The 20099-nt window shown below is 61.5% G+C and carries 16 protein-coding genes; 6 read left to right on the top strand and 10 right to left on the bottom strand.

What is annotated here, in order from left to right; all coding sequences use genetic code 11:
* Nucleotides 1–20 precede the first annotated feature (20 nt).
* A complete protein-coding gene (locus BM400_RS09540; RefSeq protein WP_089838799.1) occupies nt 21–1535 on the top strand; it encodes a sulfatase-like hydrolase/transferase in 1515 nt (504 codons plus the stop codon).
* Nucleotides 1536–1581: 46 nt separating this feature from the next.
* Here BM400_RS09540 and BM400_RS09535 read toward each other — a convergent pair whose 3' ends face one another.
* The 7 genes from BM400_RS09535 to BM400_RS09505 form a co-directional block, all read right to left on the bottom strand.
* The gene (locus BM400_RS09535; RefSeq protein WP_089838797.1) at nt 1582–2970 is read right to left on the bottom strand and encodes a UDP-N-acetylmuramoyl-tripeptide--D-alanyl-D-alanine ligase; all 1389 of its coding nucleotides are present in this window, start codon (nt 2968–2970) and stop codon (nt 1582–1584) included.
* On the bottom strand, nt 2967–4460 hold the full coding sequence (locus BM400_RS09530) for a UDP-N-acetylmuramoyl-L-alanyl-D-glutamate--2,6-diaminopimelate ligase (RefSeq protein ID WP_245781788.1): 1494 nt from the start codon (nt 4458–4460) through the stop codon (nt 2967–2969). The genes BM400_RS09535 and BM400_RS09530 overlap by 4 nt, the downstream gene beginning before the upstream one ends.
* On the bottom strand, nt 4457–6790 hold the full coding sequence (locus BM400_RS09525; protein ID WP_483866650.1) for a penicillin-binding protein: 2334 nt from the start codon (nt 6788–6790) through the stop codon (nt 4457–4459). Before BM400_RS09525 ends, BM400_RS09530 begins: the two co-directional genes overlap by 4 nt.
* A 22-nt stretch (nt 6791–6812) precedes the next feature.
* Nucleotides 6813–7313, bottom strand: a complete 501-nt coding sequence (locus tag BM400_RS09520; protein ID WP_089838794.1) for an FtsB/FtsL family cell division protein — start codon at nt 7311–7313, stop codon at nt 6813–6815.
* 36 nt (nt 7314–7349) lie between these two features.
* Nucleotides 7350–8246, bottom strand: a complete 897-nt coding sequence (rsmH, locus tag BM400_RS09515) for a 16S rRNA (cytosine(1402)-N(4))-methyltransferase RsmH (RefSeq protein WP_089838792.1) — start codon at nt 8244–8246, stop codon at nt 7350–7352.
* A 48-nt stretch (nt 8247–8294) separates the two neighbouring features.
* A complete protein-coding gene (locus BM400_RS09510) occupies nt 8295–8741 on the bottom strand; it encodes a division/cell wall cluster transcriptional repressor MraZ (RefSeq protein ID WP_089838790.1) in 447 nt (148 codons plus the stop codon).
* A 469-nt stretch (nt 8742–9210) separates the two neighbouring features.
* Nucleotides 9211–9747: a DUF2127 domain-containing protein gene (locus BM400_RS09505; protein ID WP_089838788.1), complete on the bottom strand. Its 537-nt coding sequence runs from the start codon at nt 9745–9747 to the stop codon at nt 9211–9213.
* Between the two features lie 240 nt (nt 9748–9987).
* Here BM400_RS09505 and BM400_RS09500 point away from each other — a divergent pair, with 240 nt between their 5' ends.
* The 3 genes from BM400_RS09500 (at nt 9988) to BM400_RS09490 (ending at nt 12622) form a co-directional block, all read left to right on the top strand.
* The gene (locus BM400_RS09500; protein WP_089838786.1) at nt 9988–10548 is read left to right on the top strand and encodes a fasciclin domain-containing protein; all 561 of its coding nucleotides are present in this window, start codon (nt 9988–9990) and stop codon (nt 10546–10548) included.
* A 98-nt stretch (nt 10549–10646) separates the two neighbouring features.
* Nucleotides 10647–12101, top strand: a complete 1455-nt coding sequence (locus tag BM400_RS09495; protein ID WP_089838785.1) for a DHA2 family efflux MFS transporter permease subunit — start codon at nt 10647–10649, stop codon at nt 12099–12101.
* The gene (locus tag BM400_RS09490) at nt 12098–12622 is read left to right on the top strand and encodes an SRPBCC family protein (protein ID WP_245781787.1); all 525 of its coding nucleotides are present in this window, start codon (nt 12098–12100) and stop codon (nt 12620–12622) included. The genes BM400_RS09495 and BM400_RS09490 overlap by 4 nt, the downstream gene beginning before the upstream one ends.
* A gap of 196 nt (nt 12623–12818) precedes the next feature.
* Here BM400_RS09490 and BM400_RS09485 read toward each other — a convergent pair whose 3' ends face one another.
* Together BM400_RS09485 and BM400_RS09480 are read right to left on the bottom strand one after the other, a co-directional pair.
* Complete coding sequence (locus BM400_RS09485) at nt 12819–15212, bottom strand: PAS domain S-box protein (RefSeq protein ID WP_089838782.1); 2394 nt, start codon at nt 15210–15212, stop codon at nt 12819–12821.
* A 98-nt stretch (nt 15213–15310) separates the two neighbouring features.
* Nucleotides 15311–15883 (bottom strand): YybH family protein, encoded by a 573-nt coding sequence (locus BM400_RS09480; protein WP_089838780.1) that lies wholly within the window; start codon nt 15881–15883, stop codon nt 15311–15313.
* Between the two features lie 77 nt (nt 15884–15960).
* Here BM400_RS09480 and BM400_RS09475 point away from each other — a divergent pair, with 77 nt between their 5' ends.
* Nucleotides 15961–17361 (top strand): dicarboxylate/amino acid:cation symporter, encoded by a 1401-nt coding sequence (locus BM400_RS09475; RefSeq protein WP_089838777.1) that lies wholly within the window; start codon nt 15961–15963, stop codon nt 17359–17361.
* Here the strand turns inward: BM400_RS09475 and BM400_RS09470 are convergent.
* Complete coding sequence (locus tag BM400_RS09470) at nt 17358–17981, bottom strand: TMEM175 family protein (protein WP_089838775.1); 624 nt, start codon at nt 17979–17981, stop codon at nt 17358–17360. The genes BM400_RS09475 and BM400_RS09470 overlap by 4 nt on opposite strands.
* Nucleotides 17982–18102: 121 nt before the next feature.
* On the opposite strand from BM400_RS09470, the gene dxs reads away from it, so the two are divergent.
* The gene (dxs, locus tag BM400_RS09465) at nt 18103–19992 is read left to right on the top strand and encodes a 1-deoxy-D-xylulose-5-phosphate synthase (RefSeq protein WP_089838773.1); all 1890 of its coding nucleotides are present in this window, start codon (nt 18103–18105) and stop codon (nt 19990–19992) included.
* Nucleotides 19993–20099: the final 107 nt, after the last annotated feature.

Genomic DNA, 20099 nt, shown 5'->3' with positions numbered 1-20099 from the left:
GAAACGGACGTTCAAAGCGCATGTTTAAGAAGTTCTGTCAGTGTTTCGGGATCGCCTCCATCATTCTCGCGGGAAGCTACGGCGATTTTCTCGGCGGCGGCGCGGACGTTCGGATGCATGTGCCGTTCTCGCTGGCCCCCATCTGCGTAGCCCAGATCCTCGATATCCTCCTACTCGCCCTGGTGCTCTTTCTTATCCTCGCTCCGGTGCGCCGTCTCGGACTCTATGATTGGGCACGGCTTGTCCTGGCGCTTTTGATCCCGCCGTATCTCCTACAAAGGATTCAGTCTTTTCTCCCCGACAGCTTCCTTACGGGGCGCGTGGTCACATTTTCCATCATCTGGATCGCCGGCCTCCTTCTCCTTCGTCTCCGTTTTCCCCGCTCGTATAAGAGGACGATGCGAACGGCCAGCGCGGTCGCCACCTTCGTGGCGCTTTTCGCCGTCTGGAGCGTGGCGCAACTGCTCTGGGTGGCGACCTGGAAGCCTGGCCCGCAGCAAAAGATAGCTGCATGGGCCTCCGGAACCCAGCCTGCCAGGCAGCATCCGCTCATTGTCTGGGTGTTGTTCGACGAACTTTCGTACGACCAGACCTTCGAGCATCGTGCGCGCGACCTGCAGATGCCGAACTTCGACCAGCTCCGCAGCGAAAGCACTACCTTCACCAACGCGCAGCCGATTGGGTACTACACCAAGCGCATCATTCCCTCGCTGTTTACCGGCCAGATCGTCGACGACTTCAAGTACGACATGAAGAATCGCTTCAGCGTTCACTACACCGGCCAGAAGGGCTTCCACCCCCTTACCGGCTCCGGCACGGTCTTCGCCGACGCCCAGCAAGCGGGCTTCCGCACCGCGGTCGTGGGCTGGTACAACCCATACTGCACGATCTATGCGTCAGCGCTCGACAACTGCTACTGGACCAATCACGACAAGCTCGACGGCCCGATGGGGGAGAACGAGACATTCCGAAGCAACGTGTACAGGCCTTTGCGGCAGTTTACACAGGACATCAAGTCGTCGCGGCGGGCGAACCGCGACATCTGCAACTACGACGTGCAGCAGAGGCTGAAGACGCATCTCGATCTCGAAGACCACGCCCTGCAACTGCTCCATACCGATCAGGCTGACTTCGTGTTTCTGCACATGTCGACGCCGCACAGCCCGAATATCTGGAGCCGGATTAACGACGACTACACGCAGGTCTGCGATAGCTCGTATCTCGACAACCTGGAGCTGGCGGATCGGGTGCTTGGCAAGATTCTCACGACGCTGAAAGCCTCGCCGCGCTGGAACGACACGACCCTGATCGTGCAGGGAGACCACTCCTGGCGGGTCGAGACGTGGGAAGATACGCCGACCTGGACCGAGGAAGACGACGCCGCATCCAAGGCCGCCACGTTCGATCCACGACCGGCGCTGATCATCCATCAACCCGGCCAGTCCGACGCAAAGACCGTGGGGGAACCCTGGTCCCTGTTGAAGGTCCACACCGTGCTGGAGCAGAGCATCGCAGGCAAACCTTCCGCCTACTAGGCGATGCGATGCTCACACACACTTCCTGAAAGCCTGCCCAATCCGTCTAGACGACGAATTGGGTGAGTCGAGTGAGGGCGCGTTCCAGTTTTACGCCACGGGAGGCCTTCAGAAGCACGGCGTCGCCGAGGGTAACGTTGGCTTCCATCCAGTCGCCGGCCTCTTCGGGGGTGTCGAAGAAGAGGGTCTCGCAGCCACCGGCTTCGGCCCCCGTGACGATCTCGGAGGCGAGGCCACGAACACCGATCACGAGTGCGATGCCGCGCAGGGCCATCTGAAGGCCGCAGAGACGGTGGAGTTCGGACGCCTCCGGACCGAGTTCGAGCATCTCTCCGGCAACGACGATATGGCGGGCGGCGGGAATGGCCAGAAGGGCGTCGACCATGGCGTCGAGGGCGCGGGGGTTGGAGTTATAGGTGTCGTTGATGAGAGTGGCGCCACGCCAGGCGAGGAGCTCACCGCGACGGTCGCCGGCATGAAGATTTCCAGCGGCGGCGCAACACTCGGTCAGGGACATGCCGCTTGCCAGGCCTACGGCGATCGCCGCGAGCGCGTTGTAGACGTTGTGGCGACCGAGCATCCGAAGCTGAACGCTGCCGCGTTCGCCGCGCACAAGGATGGTGAAGACGACGCCCTCGGCGCCGATCTCGGTGATCGCTGTACCACGGATGGTGGCGCCTTCGCCTTCTCCGAAGAAGATGGCACGATCGCCCATGCCGCGTGCGAAGGCGGCGACGTAGGCGTCGTCGAAGTTGAGGAAGGCCAGGCCGTCGTCCGGGAGGGAGGCGACGAGTTCGTATTTGGCGGCAGCGATACCTCCGATGCCTTCGGGGAAATGTTCCAGATGAACGGGAGCCACATTCGAGACGACGGCCCAGTTGGGCTTCGCGATGGCGGCGAGGGCCGCAATCTCTCCGGCATGGTTCATGCCCATCTCGATGACCGCCACGTCGTGTTCGGGCTCGAGCTTGAGTAACTGAAGCGGGAGGCCGAAGCCGTTGTTGAAGTTCCCCTGAGACTTGAGAACTTTGAATTTGGCCGCGAGGACGGTGGCTACGGCCTCTTTGGTGGTGGTCTTGCCGGCCGAACCGGTGATGCCGATGAGACGTCCGCCCCACTGATCGCGCACCCTGGTGGCGAGACGCTGGAGCGACGTAAGAACGCAGTCGGACTCGTCATCGGGTACGCGAAGCAGCTTGGTGGCGTCGACGTGCTCGCCGAGCCAGCGCATGCTGACGACGGCGGCGACGGCACCGTTGGCGAGCGCGGCTTCGACGTAGTCGTGGCCATCCATCTTCTCGCCCTTGACGGCGAAGAAGAGCTCACCGGCGGCGAGGGTGCGGGAGTCGATGGAGTAGCCGACGGCCTCGGCCACGGTCGAGAAATCGCCCTCGGCGTGAATCCAGTCGGCGATTTGTCCAAGGGTCAACTTCATTGGAGCTCCTTCAGGATGTCTGCGGCAACGGCGACGTCATCGAAAGGGACGGTGCCGTCGGCGAAGGTCTGGGTCTTTTCGTGGCCCTTGCCGGCGAGAAGAACGATGTCTCCAGGGCGCGCGGCGCGGATGGCGATGGCGATGGCTCCGGCACGATCTTCTTCCACGATGCAGTCCGTTGGCGTGACGCGGATGGCTGGGAGGATCTCGGCGATGATCGAGTTTGGATCTTCGGAGCGAGGGTTGTCACTGGTGACCACGACAAGATCGCTCCCCTCACCGGCAACGCGGCCCATTTTGGGACGCTTTGTGCGGTCGCGGTCGCCGCCGCAGCCAAAGAGGGTGATAACGCGGCCTCCGTCGCGGCCGACGAGCTCGCGGGCGAGGGTGATGAGGTTCTTGAGGGCGTCGTCGGTATGGGCGTAGTCGACGACCACCGTGATGCCGGTGCGTCCGGAAGGCACGACCTGAAAGCGGCCAGGGACTTGTCCCAGGTGCTTTGCGGCTTCGGCGATCTGCTGGAGGGTGAGACCGCGGGCGAGAGCCGCGCAGGAGGCCGCAAGAAGGTTGTAGACGTTCACTCGGCCAGTCAGGGGAGAGTGGATTTCAATCGTGTCCGTGGGGGTTACAAATGTGTACGCGGTGTGGCCTGCCTTGAGGACGATGGCTTCGGCACGGTGGGTTCCCTTGCCGAGGATGCCGTAGGTCATGAGTTCGGAGCCGGCGCGATGCATGAGTTTGGGCGAAGACTTGTCGTCGATATTGATGACCGCCACGCGTGGTGCGGGTGTCCCGACTCCCTCGAAGAGGCGGGCCTTGGCTTCGAGGTAGGCCTCCATGGTGAGGTGGTAGTCGAGGTGGTCCTGCGTGAGGTTGGTGAAGATGGCGACGTCCACAGGGATGCCCCAGACACGCTCCTGTTCGAGCGCGTGAGAGCTCATCTCCATCACGCACTCGGTGGCTCCGGCAGCGACGCCGTCGGCAAAGACCTTGTAGAGGTCGCGGGCTTCGGGGGTGGTGTGCTCACTGGGAAGGATCTGGTCGCCGATGTGAGTTTCGATCGTGCCGAGCAGGACGCAGGTACGGCCCGCATGCTTCAGCATCTGCTCCAGGAGGTAGGCGGTGGTGGTCTTGCCGTTGGTGCCCGTGACGGCGGAGACCGCAAGAGTGCGCTCCGGATGGCCAAAGATGTTGGCGGAGACCATCGCGAGGGCACGGCGGCCATGTTCGACCAACGCGGCAGGAATGCGGCTTCGGAGGGATTCGAAGGCATCGGGAGAATCTGTGACAATGGCCGCAGCGCCACTGGTCATGGCGCGTTCGATGAACTGGTTGCCGTCGGCGGTGCCTCCGCGCATGGCGACGAAGACGTCACCGGGTTCGACGCGGCGTGAGTCGTACTGGATGCCGGTGATGGTGGTGGATTCGCCGTGAGTTGCGATCGTTGCTACATCGGCCAGCGCGTCGTGCCAGGTCATCGAATGCCTCACCGTGTGAAGCGTACTACGACCTGCGTGCCGACGGGAACCATGGTTCCTGCTGCAGGGACCTGTTCACGGGCGAGACCGCTGCCGACCGGCTCGACACGGAGCCCGATGGCAGAGGCTTGCTCGACGACCGTGCGAAGACCGTTGCCGTCAAAGGAGGGCACCGCGACGCGTTTGGACGAGTCGACGATGACGGCTCCACGTTCGAGATTCTGAACGGCAGGTTTGACGACCGGAGCATGTAAAGCAGCCGTTTGGCCGCCGGCGGCGTCGGGCATCGTCGAAGAGGTTCCCCCGTTCGCCTTGAACGCCGCGAGCACTTTGGCCGGAAGAAGTTTGAGGGCATTTTCGCTGCGGCTTGGCGTGGGTGCCGGTGCAGGCAGGGCGGATTGCTGCTGGGGTGCGGGAGCGTTCGCGGCGTGGAGGGGATCGTCGGCAGGGAGGTTGTTGACCTCGGCGAACATGGCGTTGAGGTCGTCGGGCTCGCTGGTGACGGCCTCTTCGACGGGCGGCGGAACGTTCTTGGTCTTGGTAAGAGGCTGGTCATGGGGAACGCCGAGATACTCCAACACCTGCTGGGCGACTTCGGCGAAGACCGGTGCAGAGGTCGTACCACCGTAGCGCGTGCCGAGGGTCGGTGTGTCGATAACGACTGCGATGGAGATAGCCGGATTCGAAACCGGAGCGAACCCGGCAAAGCTGGCAACCAGCTTGGTATGCGAGTAGGTGTGGGTGGCGACGTCGATCTTCTGTGCCGTGCCGGTCTTGCCGGCGGAGGTGTAGCCGTTGAGCTTGGCCTGGGAACCAGTGCCTTCGGTGACGGTGCCCCACAGGATCTTGCGCATCTTCGCCGAGGTCATCTCCGAGATGACGCGGCGGGACCCCTCGGGCAGGTTCGCAGGAAGCTGATTGGCGGGGCGGTAAGCGGCGGGTTGGAGGCGCGGGTCGCCCTTCATTTCATCGGTGGATTGGAGGAGGATGCGAGGCGGAATGTAGACGCCGCCGTTCGCGATGGCGGAGACCATGCTGACGAGTTGGACCGGGGTGACGCCAACCTCTTGCCCAATAGCCATGGAGAGGATAGACGTGGCTCCCCACTTCTTGGGAGCCTGGAGGAGGCCGCGCGTCTCGCTGGGAAGCTCGATGCCTGAGCGGTCGCCAAAGCCGAACCCACGCATGTATTCGTAAAACTTCTGGTTGCCGACCTTCAGCGCCATCTTGGCGGCACCGACGTCGGAGGAGTGCTCCAGGGCGTATTGCACCGTGACGCGGCCGAAGTGATCGCTCTTATCGTCGTGAAGGGTGCGGCCGAACATGGTCATCGCTCCGCCTTGGCAGTCGACGATGTCGGTGGGCTCGACGCCGGCGGAGTCGATCGCGGCGGAGTAGGCAACGAGCTTGAAGGTCGAACCAGGCTCGTAGACGTCGGAGACGGCGAGGTTCTGGAGAACGCTCGAGTCCATATGCTTCTGATCGTTGGGATTGAAGCGCGGGGAGATCGCCAGGGCCAGCACCTGACCGGTGTGAGGGTCCTGCACGACGACCGTTCCGTGGGCGGCCTTGACCTTCTCCATCTGGGCGTCAAGGGCACGCTCGGCCATGTACTGGATGTTGGCGTCGATAGAGAGCACCAGATTTTCGCCGGGGAGGGGCTCGCGCTCGGCGGAGTCCATGACGTGGCGCTTGGCATCGAGCGCAGTCAGCATATGTCCGGGAGCACCGTGCATCTCATCGTCGAACTTCAGCTCGAGGCCGCCGAGGCCGGCGTCATCGGAACCGACGTAACCGAGGACCTGCGCGCCGAGATCGTTGTTCGGATAGAAGCGCTTGAACTCCTTCTGCAGGTAGACACCCTTCAGGTTGAGCTCGCGGACGCGCTGCGCCGTTTCCGCGTCGACGCGGCGGGCGACCCAAGCGAAGTTCCTGGATGCCGTGAAGCGGGCGAGCATCTGCTGCTGCGAGGTGAAGTTGTCGGTGGGGTCGGCATGGACGACCTTGGCGAGGATCTCGGCGGCGCCGGCGCGGTTTTCGCCGAGTTCCGATGGAACAGCATAGACGGAGTCGACGAGCACCGTCATGGCCAGTTCGCGGAGGTTGCGGTCGTAGAGGACGCCGCGGCGTGGTGCGACCTCAAAGGTACGCTGCTGCTGGTTGGCGGCGCGGTGCTCCCACTCACTGCTCTTGATGAGCTGCAGCCAGGTGAGACGCATCCCGATGGCACAGACCCAGGCGCAGAAGAACAAGGCGACATACGCGAAACGGATTCTCCGGATGGGAGCCGTCAGCGTCTGCCGCCTTGCCTGGTTATTGTTCGTCGGTGTTCCGTAGCCCACGGCGTGGCCCCTTTAGTCGTCGTTACTGCATGGCGGGCGTGTTGACCTGCGCCAGTACCGGAGCGTTCGGGTCACCGCCATCGGAGCGAACGACCTGGCCGGGCTGGGGAACGTCAAGACCGAGCTGCTTGGCGATACGATCGATGCGGCCCGGGTCGGTGAGCTGAGCCTCGGTAAGGCGAAGCTGCCGGTTTTCCTCGCGCATCTGCTCCATCTGGACCTTCTGGGCCTCCACCGAATACCCGACTTCGATGGCCGAGAAGTGCTGCCAGACGTAGACCATGACCAGCACGAACAGGATGCCCATGACAGCCGTGAAGGTGCGCATCTCACGGCGGCGGACGGGATCGTCGGCCTTGACGATGCGGCTGTTGTCGATGTGCTTGGCGAAGAAGACCTCGGGCGTGGGCCCGCGGCGTGCCTTGCGCTGCAGATCGAAGAGTCCACGGTTGCGCTCAGCCATGGATCCGGTCCGGCTCCGCATTCCCATCTGTCCCATGCCTGCTGCTGTCATCGTCGCCATCGTTCTACCCTCGGGTGGTGCTTTAATCACTCGTTGCTAAAGTTTCTGTGCCGCTCTCATCTTGGCGCTGCGTGATCTTGGGTTTCGCCTTTGCTCTTCGTCGTCCGCGATCACCGGCTTCTTGGTCAATACTTCGAAAACCTTTGCGTCCTTGGCTTCCTTGAAGGCGTCTTTTACCAAACGGTCTTCAAGGCTGTGAAAGCTGATGAGCACCAGACGTCCGTTCTTCTTCAAGAGAGAGCCCGCGCTTTTGAGCAGCGATTGAATCTCTCCCAGCTCGTTGTTCACTCGAATCCGGATGGCCTGAAAGGTGCGTGTTGCGGGGTGGATCTTGTCGCCTTTCATTGATGGGGCCGCGACCGATATCACTCGAGCTAATTCTGCTGTTGTCGATATCGGCCGGGCCCGCACAATGGCTCTGGCGATTTTCCGCGACCTCCTCTCCTCTCCGAATTCGTAAATCAGGTCCGCGAGTTCGTTCTCGTTTTCCTGATTTACCACTTGCTCGGCCGTCTCCCCACTGCGCGTGTCCATCCGCATATCAAGTGGGCCATCCGACCGAAAACTGAATCCTCTGTACGCCTCGTCGAGCTGCAGGCTGCTCACTCCGAAGTCCGCGAGCAAGCCGTCGATCGTGCCGGGCTTGATCTCCTGGGCTGCCTCCGAGAAGGCTCGGGGAACGTAGACCACGGTGGGCATCTGGTCGCCAAGTTCCGCGGCGACTTCGTCCATCCGCGCCTTGGCCTTGGCCATCGCCTCGGGATCACGGTCGAAGCAGATCAGCTTGCCTGCCTTGCCCAGCTTTCTCGCGATGGCCGAAGAGTGACCGGCCAAACCGAGGGTGGCATCGACATACACGCCGCCGGGACGTACATTGAGGTACTCCAATGCGTCTTCTAAAAGAACAGGCGTGTGAACCGGTTTCGGTGTCACGCGCTCTCCCTGAGGAGAAAAACTTGGACCGCTGCTTTCGGGTTCCAACTAAATTCCCAATTCCGCCAAGGCTGCCTGCTCTGCCTCGGTCATCGGTTCGTCAATCTTGGCCTTGAACTTCGGCCGGTTCGCTACTTCAAGAAAAGTCAGCGACCCAAGGACAACCACTTCTTCTTTCAAATCCGCCGACTCCCGAATGACCTGGGGAAGGAGCAAGCGGCCCTGAGCGTCCATTTCCGTCATCTGGCCGTAATAGTTGGTCGTATCGACGAACTTCTTCCGAGCCGGATGCATTGAGCCCAACGTGGCAAGCTTCGCCTCGATGGCCTCCCATTCCTTCAGCGGGTAAATCTCGGCCCGCAACCCGTCCTTACTGGTGATGTAGAACTTGGTGCCTTCTCCGTATTGCTCATCCGCGAGGCGCTTGAAGTCAGCCGGTACTTTGAGCCGGCCCTTCTCGTCGATCTTCGTCGGGTAATTTCCACGGAAACTCATACTCGCTCGGTTACCTGGTACGCCTAAGTGGTCTTGAGGGGTAAGATTCACTCATATCGAGTAAGGTTGTTCCCTTTTTCTCCACTTTTTACCACTTCCATCCACATCGTCTCCCGCCGTGTGCCCCGTGTAAAGCCCTAAATTGGGAAACCGGTGGATTTCGTGTGCAGTTTTTTCTGGGATTTCCGTTGGAAATCTACATCTTGTGGCTCTTCATGCAAGGATCGCTATATGGGAGATTAACGATCCTGGTTCCTGCTGTTTTTCCCCTTGCGGGACTGCGGGGTCTCTGCTAAAGCGAAATAAAAGCGAAAATGCCAGTAACGTATGAAAAGGTTGTTTATACAACGAAATACTGAGTCTGGCCCAAGCGATCGTTCCGGGCTGCCTTTGAGTGTCTGCAGTGCCTGCGGCAGAGCCTTCGAGAAGCACGATCAAAGGACGATTGCGAAGGCAGAAGCCGGTATGACTAGGCTGACTCGTGAGCGCGGCGCTTCCGCTTCAGGAGCCAGAGCAGGTAGCCGAGGACGAGGAGATTGATCAGGAGCAGGCCCACGCGGAACCAGTTGGCGTCGCGGGCAAGTTCGAAGAGCTCCCAGGGCAGGAAGGAGATCGTCAGGCCGAGGGTCAGGTACTCAGCCCAGGACTGTTCCATCATCAGGCCTACCCCTTCCACCAGGGCCAGCGCCGAGTAGGCAAAGGTGCCCATGCTGATCTGGCGGAGACGGTGGTGGTCGATGAGGTCGACCTTGGACATGAGAAGTTCGACCAGCTTGCCTTCGGCGTCGACATGCAGCTTGGGTGCGAGGCGAAGGATGGTCTCGCCGAGATCTTTATGGAGAAACTGCAGGGCTCCGGCACCGATGGCGAAGAAGAAGAGCGCCTTGCCGAGTTTGAAGAGGCCGATGAGGAGGAGGCCGCGGTCGCGGGAGTGCTTGACCGTGGCGTCTGCCTTGGTGGAGGTGGGGGCTAATGCGGTGCCGGGTTGGATAACCTTGGTCTGCATCGATGCTGGCTTTAGTTGAACGGGCTCCCTCCGAAAAGTCAACGATGGGGCGATTGTCGGTGCCCGGGTTGCCAACTTCGTAAGCAGTTTGATGGGACGCACAACGAATTGAAATGTGTGCATCGCCTCCTTCCGTGGCAATCCACCTTCGCATGAACGGCGTAGAAGAGAGTGAAGCCCTTGCGCAAGGGAGCTCTTGAGAACCACACAATTCGGCAACAGGAAATCAAAGGACCTATCATGACGATCAAGAAGACTCTCCTCGCGGCATTGGCCGTCGGTGTACTTTCCGTGTCCACGCTTACCCTCTCCGCACAGACCGACCCCATGGTCGGCGGAGCTGCCATGTACCCGACGAAGACGATCGTCGAGAACGCCGTCAACTCCCCCATTCACACGACCCTTGTCGCCGCCGTGAAGGCTGCGGGCCTGGTGGACACTCTCAACAGCGCTGGACCGTTCACGGTCTTCGCTCCGACCAACGACGCCTTTGCCAAGCTGCCTGCCGGCACGGTGGACACGCTGGTGAAGCCTGAGAACAAGGCCACCTTGACCAAGATTCTGACCTACCACGTTGTGGCCGGTCGGATCAGCTCCAAGGAACTCTCGGCCTGGATCAAGAAGGGCCACGGCAAGTATGAGATGAAGACGGTTTCCGGCGGCACGCTGACGGCGACCAAGGTGGGCGGCAAGATCATGCTGACCGACGAAAAGGGCGGTATGGCCACCGTCACCATCGCCGATGTGTTCCAGTCGAACGGCGTCATTCACGTCATCGACACGGTGTTGATGCCCAACTAAGCTCCTCCCCCGGCTGTGCAGAAAAGAGCACCCCCACGGGGTGCTCTTTCTGTGTTTGACCGGGCATCGCGCAACGATACGCCGTATTCTGATCTTCTATGTCTTTGCCGATATCACCTGCCCTGCCGGGGAATAACCAACAACCATCGGATGCCGCAAAACGCCTTTTGCCCTGGCTGGTGGCGGTTGCCTTCTTTATGGAGTCGCTGGACACGACGATTCTGAATACTGCCGTGCCGGCAATCTCGGCGGCGCTGCATGTAGGTACCCTGAGCATGAAGGCGGTGCTTGCCAGCTACACACTCAGTCTGGCGGTGTTCATTCCGATCAGCGGGTGGGTGGCGGATCGGTTCGGAACGCGACGGACATTCGCGTTTGCAATCGGCCTGTTTACGCTGGGTTCGCTGCTGTGCGGGCTTTCGAGCAACATCCATCTGCTGGTGGCCTGCCGGGTCTTGCAGGGGTGCGGCGGATCGATGATGGTGCCGGTGGGACGGCTGACGCTGGTGCGGACGTTTGCGAAGAGCGATCTGCTACGCACAATGAGTTTCGTTTCGATTCCAGCGCTCGTGGCTCCGATGCTGGGGCCCGTGGCAGGCGGGTTGATTGTCGGGTATCTGCACTGGCGATTTATCTTTTTCCTCAATATTCCGATTGGGCTGGTTGGGTTGGTGATGGTCTATCTGCATCTTCCAGACTATCGGGAAGAGACGCACGCGCTGGATGTCGTGGGGCTGATCATGTTCGGCTCCGGGGTGGGTCTGCTGTCGTATGTGCTCGAGGTGTTCGGCGAACATACGCTGAGTTCGCGGGAGATCACCGCCATGCTGGTGATGGGGCTAGCCATGCTGGGCGGGTACTGGATGCATGCGAAGACCATGCAGTATCCGCTGCTGCAGCTTTATCTATTCCGGATACGGACGTTTCGCGCAGCCGTGGGTGGGAGCTTCTTTACGCGGCTGGGGATTGGCGGCGTTCCGTTTCTGCTGCCTCTGCTGTACCAGGTGGGGCTTGGCTTTACGCCGGTGCAGTCGGGGTTTCTGCTGATGCCGCAGGCTCTGGCGGCGATGAGCATGAAAGCCATGATGCCGAAGCTTCTGGAGAAGGTCGGCTACCGGTGGGTGTTGGTGTCGAATACGGTGGTGCTGGGCGTTTTGTTGATGGTGTTCGCGACCATTGGACTGACCACTTCGGTGTGGTGGATCGTGCTGCTGGCGTTTTTGTATGGAGGATTTTCGTCGTTGCAGTACTCGGCGATGAACACGCTGGTGTACGCGGATACGACGGACCAGGAGAGCAGCGCCGCCAGTACGATTGCAAGCACGATGCAGCAGATGTCGATCAGCTTTGGCGTGGCGGTGGCCGGATTGGCGACGGCGTTCTTTGTGCCGGAGAATGCCCAGTCGGCGCCGGGGCTTATGATTCATGGTCTGCACAAAGCGCTGCTGGCGATGGGTGTGCTGACGATTCTATCGACGGTGGTGTTTCGTAGTTTGAAGCCAGAAGATGGCGATACAGTGAGTCATCGCAAGGCGATTCACGCGGGGGCATGATGACGTACACGTACAACGCGGAACAGTGGCTTCCCTTCCCGATTGAGGTAGTGTTTGCTTTCTTCTCGAACCCGGAGAACCTTCCGCGGCTGATGCCGGGGTGGCAGAAGGCGCGCATCGAGGAGGCTTCGTTTGCGCCGCCTCCACCGCATCCCACGCCTTCGAAGCGGATTCGCGGGATTGCTGCGGGAGCCGGGACGCGGATTACGATGAGCTTTCGGCCCTTTCCGCTTTCGCCGATCCGTCTGCCCTGGGAGGCGGAGATCACGGAGTTCGAGTGGAACGATCACTTCTGCGATATCCAGGTGCGGGGACCGTTCGCGTATTGGAAGCACTGCCACCGGCTGACAGTAGAGGGGGCCGGGACACGGCTGAAGGACTCGGTGGAGTATGAGCTGCCGCTGGGGGCCTTGTCTCCGTTGGCGCAGCCTTTCGCAGCATTCCAGATCGCATCGATCTTCAAGTTCCGGCAGGCGCGGACGGCAGAGTTGCTGCCCTTGATGGTGGGTTCCTTGCGCTGAACGAAAGCAAAAGATTGTGGGGAAAAAGCGGGAGAGAGACAACAGCAAAAACGGATGCTTCGAAGGTGCCGGCGCAAATAATCCGCTCTTGTCTTCGCTCCGTACCCTCTTCTCTTTCGCCTTTTTCTTTGTTTGGCTTTGTCTTTGCTTTTTTTCCCGCTTTTTCCGCCTTTTCCCCACAATCTTTTGCCTGTTGTCAGCGGAGATTGTTGGCAGGGCGGGTAGGCAGGGTGAAGTGGAAGGTCGCGCCTTCGCCCAGGCGGCTGGTGGCCCAGATGCGTCCTCCGTGCTGATGCACGATGCTGCGGCAGATGGCGAGGCCGAGGCCGGTGCCCCCCATGGCGCGGGAGTCCGAGGCGTCGACCTGCTGGAAGCGCTCGAAGATCTGCTCGAGCTTATCCTCGGGGATGCCGCGGCCGTGATCCTCCACCTGAATCTCGACCTCGGCTTCGTCGAGGTTGCGGGCGGAGAGACGGATGGCGCTGCCCGCGGGTGAGAACTTGATGGCGTTCGAGATGAGATTGGTGAGAGTCTGAAGCACCCGGTCCGGATCGGCCCAGACGTTGACGCCGGCAGCGTCGAAGGAGATGGCGATGCTGCTCTTGGCCGCAGCGGTCTGCTGGAGGCCGGCGGCGCGGCGGAGAAGGTCGTCGACGGAGCACATGGTGTAGTGCAGTTCAGCCTGGCCGGAGCCGATGCGCTCGAGATCGAGGATGTCGTTCACAAGGCGGACGAGACGGTCGGTGTTGCCGATGGCGATCTCGAGCATGTGCTGGAGCTTGTCGGGGCGGTTCTGGAGGGCTCCGCCAGCAATGAGTCCCAGGGCGGCGCGCAGGCTGGTCAACGGCGTGCGGAGCTCGTGCGAGACGGTGGAGACAAACTCGTCCTTCATGCGGTCGAGGGCACGGCGTTCCGTGGTATCGGTGAAGGCGACGACGACTCCGACGGCCTTCCCCTCGCGTCCTGAGTCCTTGTTGGACTCGATCTGAGGGCGCGCGACGTATTCCACGGGGAAGCTGGTGCCGTCCTTACGCCAGAAGACCTCGTTGGCGACGCGAATGGTGTCGCGGTTGATGAGGGTGCGGCGGACGGGGCACTCTTCTTCCGGATAGGGGGTGCCGTCGGGCCGGGTGTGGTGGACCACATCGTGGAAGACCTTGCCGAGAAGTTCCTGGGGCTTGTAGCCGAGCATCTGGGCGGCCGCAGGGTTGATGACCGTGACCTTGCCTTCGAGATCGATACCGTAGATGCCGTCGCCGACGCTCTCGAGGATGGAGTTCGACTGCCGGATGAGGACGCGAAGCTTGTCCTCTGCCTTGACCTGCTCGGAGATATCGACGCCGAAGCCGAGCACATACGGCTCGTGCCCCGGAACATCGATCAACTTGTTGCGATAGGCGATGACGCGGTGTTCGCCGTTGACGTGCGAGAGGTAGAGCAGGCCCTGCGCTTCTCCCGTCTCCTCGATCTGCTGGAGATAGGGTTCGAGAAGCGCCTGCTTGCCCGGAATCATGAGGTCGCCCAGCGAGCGGCCTACCATATCCTCCACGGTGCGTCCGATGCTCTGTGCGCCGTGGGTGTTGACCGAGAGGAGGACGCCGTCGAGGTCGTGGGTGCAGACCATACCGAGGGAGCCTTCGACAAGCTGGCGATAACGCGCTTCCGACTCGCGGAGGGTCGATTCGGCGGCGCGCTGCACGGTAACGTCGATGCCGGTCGCGATGATGAAGGCGACCTGGCCCTGGGGGTCGAGCAGGGCTGTCGCACACCAGTCGATGAGACGCTCAGAGCCATCGCGGCTGACCCACTTGTTCTCGAAGGTGGCGGGAAACTCACCGTTGCGGAGCCGCTCGAAGGCGTCGATGGCTGTGGAAATATCGCTCTCCGGGATGAGACGCTCCCAGGGGTAGCGTCCAACGAGCGAGGGGAAGTCGTATCCGGAGGCGGTTTCGCAGGCTCGGTTGAAGCGGACAATGCGACCGGCGGTGTCGTAGACGACGACGAGAGCGCCGACGGTATCGAGGACGGCTGAGACGAAGTTGCGCTCCACGGTGAGGGCGGATTCGGCGCGGACACGGGCGTGCGCAGCGCGGTCCATCTGCCGGATTCGGTTGTTGAGCTCAAGCTGGTTGATGGCCTGACGGGCAAGCGCGGCGAGGCTGGTGACCTGCGCGTTGGTAAGGCGGCGATTGGCCGAATCCATGACGCTGAGGCTGCCGATAACCGCGCCTGCCGGTGTGACAAGAGGCGCCCCGGCGAAGAAGCGGAAGCTGCGTCCGGCAAACGCGATGCCGTTGCGGTAGGCCGGATCGAGGCGTGCGTCGGAAATTTCGTAGACGTCGTTGGAGAGAAGGACATCCTCAAACGGCAGATTGCCGCGGGGAGCATCGGAGATCTCGGCCCCGATGACGGAGCGGAAGTAGAGGCGGTCGGGGCCGACGAGGGCGATCAAAGCCAGAGGCGCGTTGCAGAGCTGTCCGGCGAGACGGACGATGTCGTCCAATGCCGCGTCAGGCGTAGCACCGAGCACCTCATACTCCTCAAGGGCGTCGATGCGTTTGAGCTCGTCTTTTTCCTGCAAAGCGTTCATGGCTGGATGCCGCGAGAAAGGTGCTGGCTCACTATCGTATGCACTGGAAACGATTTCCGCACTGCAACTTTAGGGTTAGGTAGTCGTACCCGTCGCCGTCATGGCTTGGGCAGGGTGCAGCAGTCTCCGGCGTTGGGGGGCTCGTCGGCGCTGGCGTCGAGCGCCACCTTCCAGCTCCCATCGGGGGTCTTCTTCCAGAGGGTGATGTAGCGTCCGGTGGTGACGATGGGCTGCCCGTTGCGGTCGCGGGCGTGGCCCTCGTAGTGGCCCCAGGTGTAGCCGGCATCGTTGGAGGGCAGCATCTGGGCACCCTGCGGGGTCCAGGTGAGTTGGTAGAGCTTTGGATCCCAGTTCGCCTGGGCTGCGATGTTGCCCCGTCCCAGGACGGCGGGTTTGCCGTTGGTCAGGGTAACGGCGTCGTCGGCGAACCAGGTGGCAAAGGCCTTGCCGCCACCTTTGGCGACGGACGCGGCGAAGCGGTGCTCGAGGTCGAAGAGAAGGAAGACACCGGGAGACAGGGTGGGCTGCGTGAGGGGCGACGCTGCGGTGGGTGCTCCAGGACCAAACGGCAGGGATCCACTGGCCTGCCCTGGCAGAAGAGGTTGCTGCGCGGCCGCCGTGAGGACAGGCAGCAGAGATGCGAAGACGGAGGCGAAGAGCTTCAAACGCATACGCCTTCGATGCTACCAGCAGGGGAAGACATGGCTCCAAGCAAGAGTACGGGCCGGTGCTGTATTCTGCGCAACACATGAACATTTCCAAGAACGATCTCGGCTTCCTGCTGCCCGGCGTGGGGCTTTTCCTGGTGGGCATCCTTACCCAGAGTCTGGGTCATGGCGCGGCAACTGCACGCCTTGCGGGTGAGGTAGTGCGTTGGGCAGGCATTGCCGGTTTAGCGGTATATGGGGTTCGCCGGCGAAGCCTTACGCCGTGGATCTTTATCGCGATGGTGGCGGGGGCGGAGATCGGGTTCGATGCTCCGGTGTTCGCGGGGTCGCTGCGGGTGTTCTCGGACATCTTTCTGCGGATGATCAAAACGATCGTCGCACCGCTGATCCTGGCGACACTGGTAACCGGTATAGCGGGACATGGGGACCTGAAGGGCGTCGGGCGGATTGGGGTGAAGAGCCTGATCTACTTTGAGGTGCTGACGACGCTGGCGCTGGTGATTGGGCTGGTGGCGATCAATATTTCGAAGGCAGGCGTGGGGTTGTCGCTGCCGGCCGCAGCCGGGGCTGCGGAGGCGATCCAGAAGGTAGCGCCTCTGCACTGGGACGACTTTCTGCTGCACATCTTTCCGGAGAATATTGCGAAGTCGATCGCTGAAGGGCAGATTCTGCAGGTAGCGGTATTCGGCGTGTTCTTCGGCATTGCGCTGGCTTGCCTGTCGGAAGAAAAGCGCGGGCCCGTACTGCGACTGTGCGAGAGCCTCTCCGAGGTGATGTTCAAGTTCACCAATGTGGTGATGTACTTTGCGCCAATCGGCGTGGGTGCGGCGATGGCCTTTACCGTGGGGCACCTGGGGCTTGGAGTGCTGGTGAATCTGGGCAAGCTGCTGCTGACGCTGTATGCGGCGTTGATCGCCTTCGCGGTGCTGGTGATGCTGCCGGTGGCGCTGATCGCGGGCGTGCCGGTGAGGCGGTTTCTGCGGGCCGTGGCAGAGCCGGCCACGATTGCGTTTGCCACGGCGGCGAGCGAAGCGGCGCTGCCGAGGGCGATGGAATCGATGGAGGCGCTGGGGGTGCCGCGGCGCATCCTGGCGTTTGTGATTCCCGCAGGGTACAGCTTCAATCTGGATGGATCGACGCTTTACCTGGCGTTGGCCAGCATCTTTGTGGCGCAGGCGGCGGGGATTCACATGAGCTGGGGCGAACAGTTGCTGATGATGGGCACGCTGATCCTGACCAGCAAGGGCGTTGCGGGTGTGCCCCGGGCTACGCTGGTGGTCTTGTTGGCGACCGCCGCGACTTTCCGCCTGCCGACCGAGCCGATTTTTGTGATTCTGGGGATCGACGCCCTGATGGATATGGGCAGAACGATGGTGAATGTGGTGGGAAATTGCCTGGCGAGCGTGGTCGTCGCGCGGTGGGAGGGTGAGTTTGGAGTAGAGCCGATCAGCGAGGTGGTGTTGGAGGGGATGGCGGACTAGATCGGATCGTTGTGGAGGTGATCTTCGCAGGGCTCGACGCCGATGGTCGGGATGATCCAGATGAGGGTGACGGCAGCGATCAGGCCGAGGGCGACATCGGGGTGGTAGCAGGCCAGCGGAATGGAGACGACGTAGGTGACGACCGAGATCATGTCCTTGGGGCGGGCGGCCATGTCTTCGTGCAGGAGCTTCCCGGAGCGGCGGAGACGGCGCAGGATCGCAAGGCGCAAAAGCATGAAGCTGAAACCGGTGACGAGGTTTCCGGTGCCGTAGAGGGCGACCGAAAGGCTGTCGAGGTGCTTGTCGAGGAGGTAGGCGGTGGAGAACGGCAAAAGCGATAAACAGAAGAGAAGAAACAGGTTGGACCACAGCATGGCCTCGTCGACGCGGTCGATGCGTTCGCTGCACCGGTCGATGAGGTGGCGGTGGTTTATCCAGTAGATGCCGGTGTAGGTGAAGGACAGGGCGTAGATGAGGAGCGTTGGCAGGACCTGACGGAGGCCGGCGAAGCCGTCTTCGTGCGGGACCTTGAGCTCCAGCACCATGATGGTGATGATGACGGCGATGACGCCATCGGAGAAGGCTTCAAGACGGGCCGGGGTGGAGTTGACGTGTTTCATAAGGTGGATTTGAGCAGGATACACGGTGGTCCTGTAGCCGAAGCATCTTTCCCCGGCGTCCAGTGTTGGTATAGTGAATGGTTGCGGCTTCCTGCAGGGAGCGGCTGAGAAGAACGGAACTATGGATACGATTTTAAGCAGGATCAAGTCGCCGGCCGATGTCAAAGCTCTTTCGATGCCACAACTGACCCAGTTGGCCGAGGAGATACGCGAACGGCTCATTCAGGGTGTGGCCAAGACGGGCGGGCATATCGGCCCGAACCTGGGCGTCGTCGAACTGACGATTGCGATGCACTATGTGTTCGACACGCCGACGGACAGCTTCATCTTCGATGTGAGCCACCAGGCGTACGTCCACAAGCTGCTGACGGGGCGCGAGCATTTGTTCGATACGATCCGGCAGCCGGGCGGGTTGAACGGCTTTATGCTGCGGACCGAGAGCGAGCACGACAGCTATGGCGCGGGGCATGCCGGGACGGCGTTGTCGGCGGCGCTGGGCATGGCAGTGGCACGGGATATGTCGGGCGGAAGCGAGCATATCGTGGCGCTGGCGGGGGATGCGGCGTTTACGAACGGGATCTCGTTCGAGGCGCTGAACAATATCGCCGCGCAGACCAAGCGCCTGATCATCGTGCTGAACGACAACGAGTGGTCGATCGACAAGAACGTCGGGGCGATCGCGGAATATTTCCACAAGATCGTGATGAACTCGACCTACAACAGCCTGCATGACAAGGCGGTTGAGTTTGTCGAGATGATCGGCGGCAAGGCAGCGAGGCATGTTGCGAAGAAGGCTGAGGAAGCCGCCAAAGGACTGGTCGGTCGCGGGATGATCTTCGAGGAGTTCGGGATCAGCTACTTTGGGCCGATCGATGGGCATAACCTGCCGAATTTGATCGAGACGTTCAAGTTCCTGAAGACGCAGAACAAGCCCGTCGTGCTGCATGCGATCACGCAGAAGGGACGCGGGTTCCAGCCGGCGATCGAAGGGCAGAAGAAGTTCCATGGACTGGGGCCGTACCATCCGGAGACGGGTGAGACCAAGCCCGCGGTGCAGAAGACGTACTCGGAGATCTTTGCCGAGACGCTGACGAAGCTGGCGACTGGGAACGACAAGGTAGTAGCGATTACGGCGGCTATGCCGAACGGAACGGCGCTTGACCTTTTCCGGCCGGTGCATCCGACGCGGTATTTCGACGTGGGCATCGCGGAGGAGCACGCGGTGCTGTTTGCCGCAGGCATGGCGACCAAGGGATACAAGCCTTTCTGCGCGATCTACTCGACGTTTTTGCAGAGGGCGTTCGACCAGATTGTGCATGATGTGGCGCTGCAGAATCTGCCGGTGGTGTTCTGCATGGATCGCGGCGGGTTGAGCGGCGACGACGGACCGACTCACCATGGACTCTTCGATATCAGCTATTTGCGCAGCGTTCCGAACCTGATTCATATGGTTCCGAAGGACGAGGACGAGCTGGCGGACATGATGTACACGGCGATGCTGCACGAGGGACCGAGCGCGATTCGGTATCCGCGTGGCACGGGGCCGGGCGTGGCCGTCAAGGATCAGCCGGCGGTTCTGGAGATCGGCAAGGCTGAGGTGATCTCGGGCAAGCCGGGCGCGGAGGTTGTGATCTTCGGGCTGGGCGCGATGCTGGCCGAGGCGGAGCGTCTGGCGCAGATGTTGAAGGCACAGGGCTTCTCCGTCGCGGTGATCAATCCCCGGTTTGCGAAACCGATCGACAAGGACTGCGTGGATACGTTTGGCGCGGCGTGCGAGCTTGTGGTGACGTTTGAGGACCATGTGCTGGCGGGCGGCTTTGGATCGGCGATTCTGGAGACGCTGAATGCGCTGCGGATCGATATCCCGGTGGTGCGCGTGGGATGGCCGGATGAGTTCATCGAGCATGGCAAGGTGGAGTCGCTGCGGGAGAAGTATGGCCTGACGGCGGAGGCTGCGCTGGAGAATTGCAAGGGCGCTCTGGAAGAGATTCTGGAGTGGCGTGGACGGTAAGAGGTCCAACCTCTGCTCGTAAAAGTGGTCTGAAAGTGCACCGTTTTCGGTGCACTTTTTCTTGTGCCCGTATCCTGGTGTTCTAAAGGACTTCGTGGGGTGGCGAT

Source organism: Granulicella pectinivorans, from assembly GCF_900114625.1.
Lineage (GTDB): Bacteria > Acidobacteriota > Terriglobia > Terriglobales > Acidobacteriaceae > Edaphobacter > Edaphobacter pectinivorans.
Note: the sequence above shows the minus strand (reverse complement) of the source record. Positions and strands in the feature narration are given on the sequence as shown.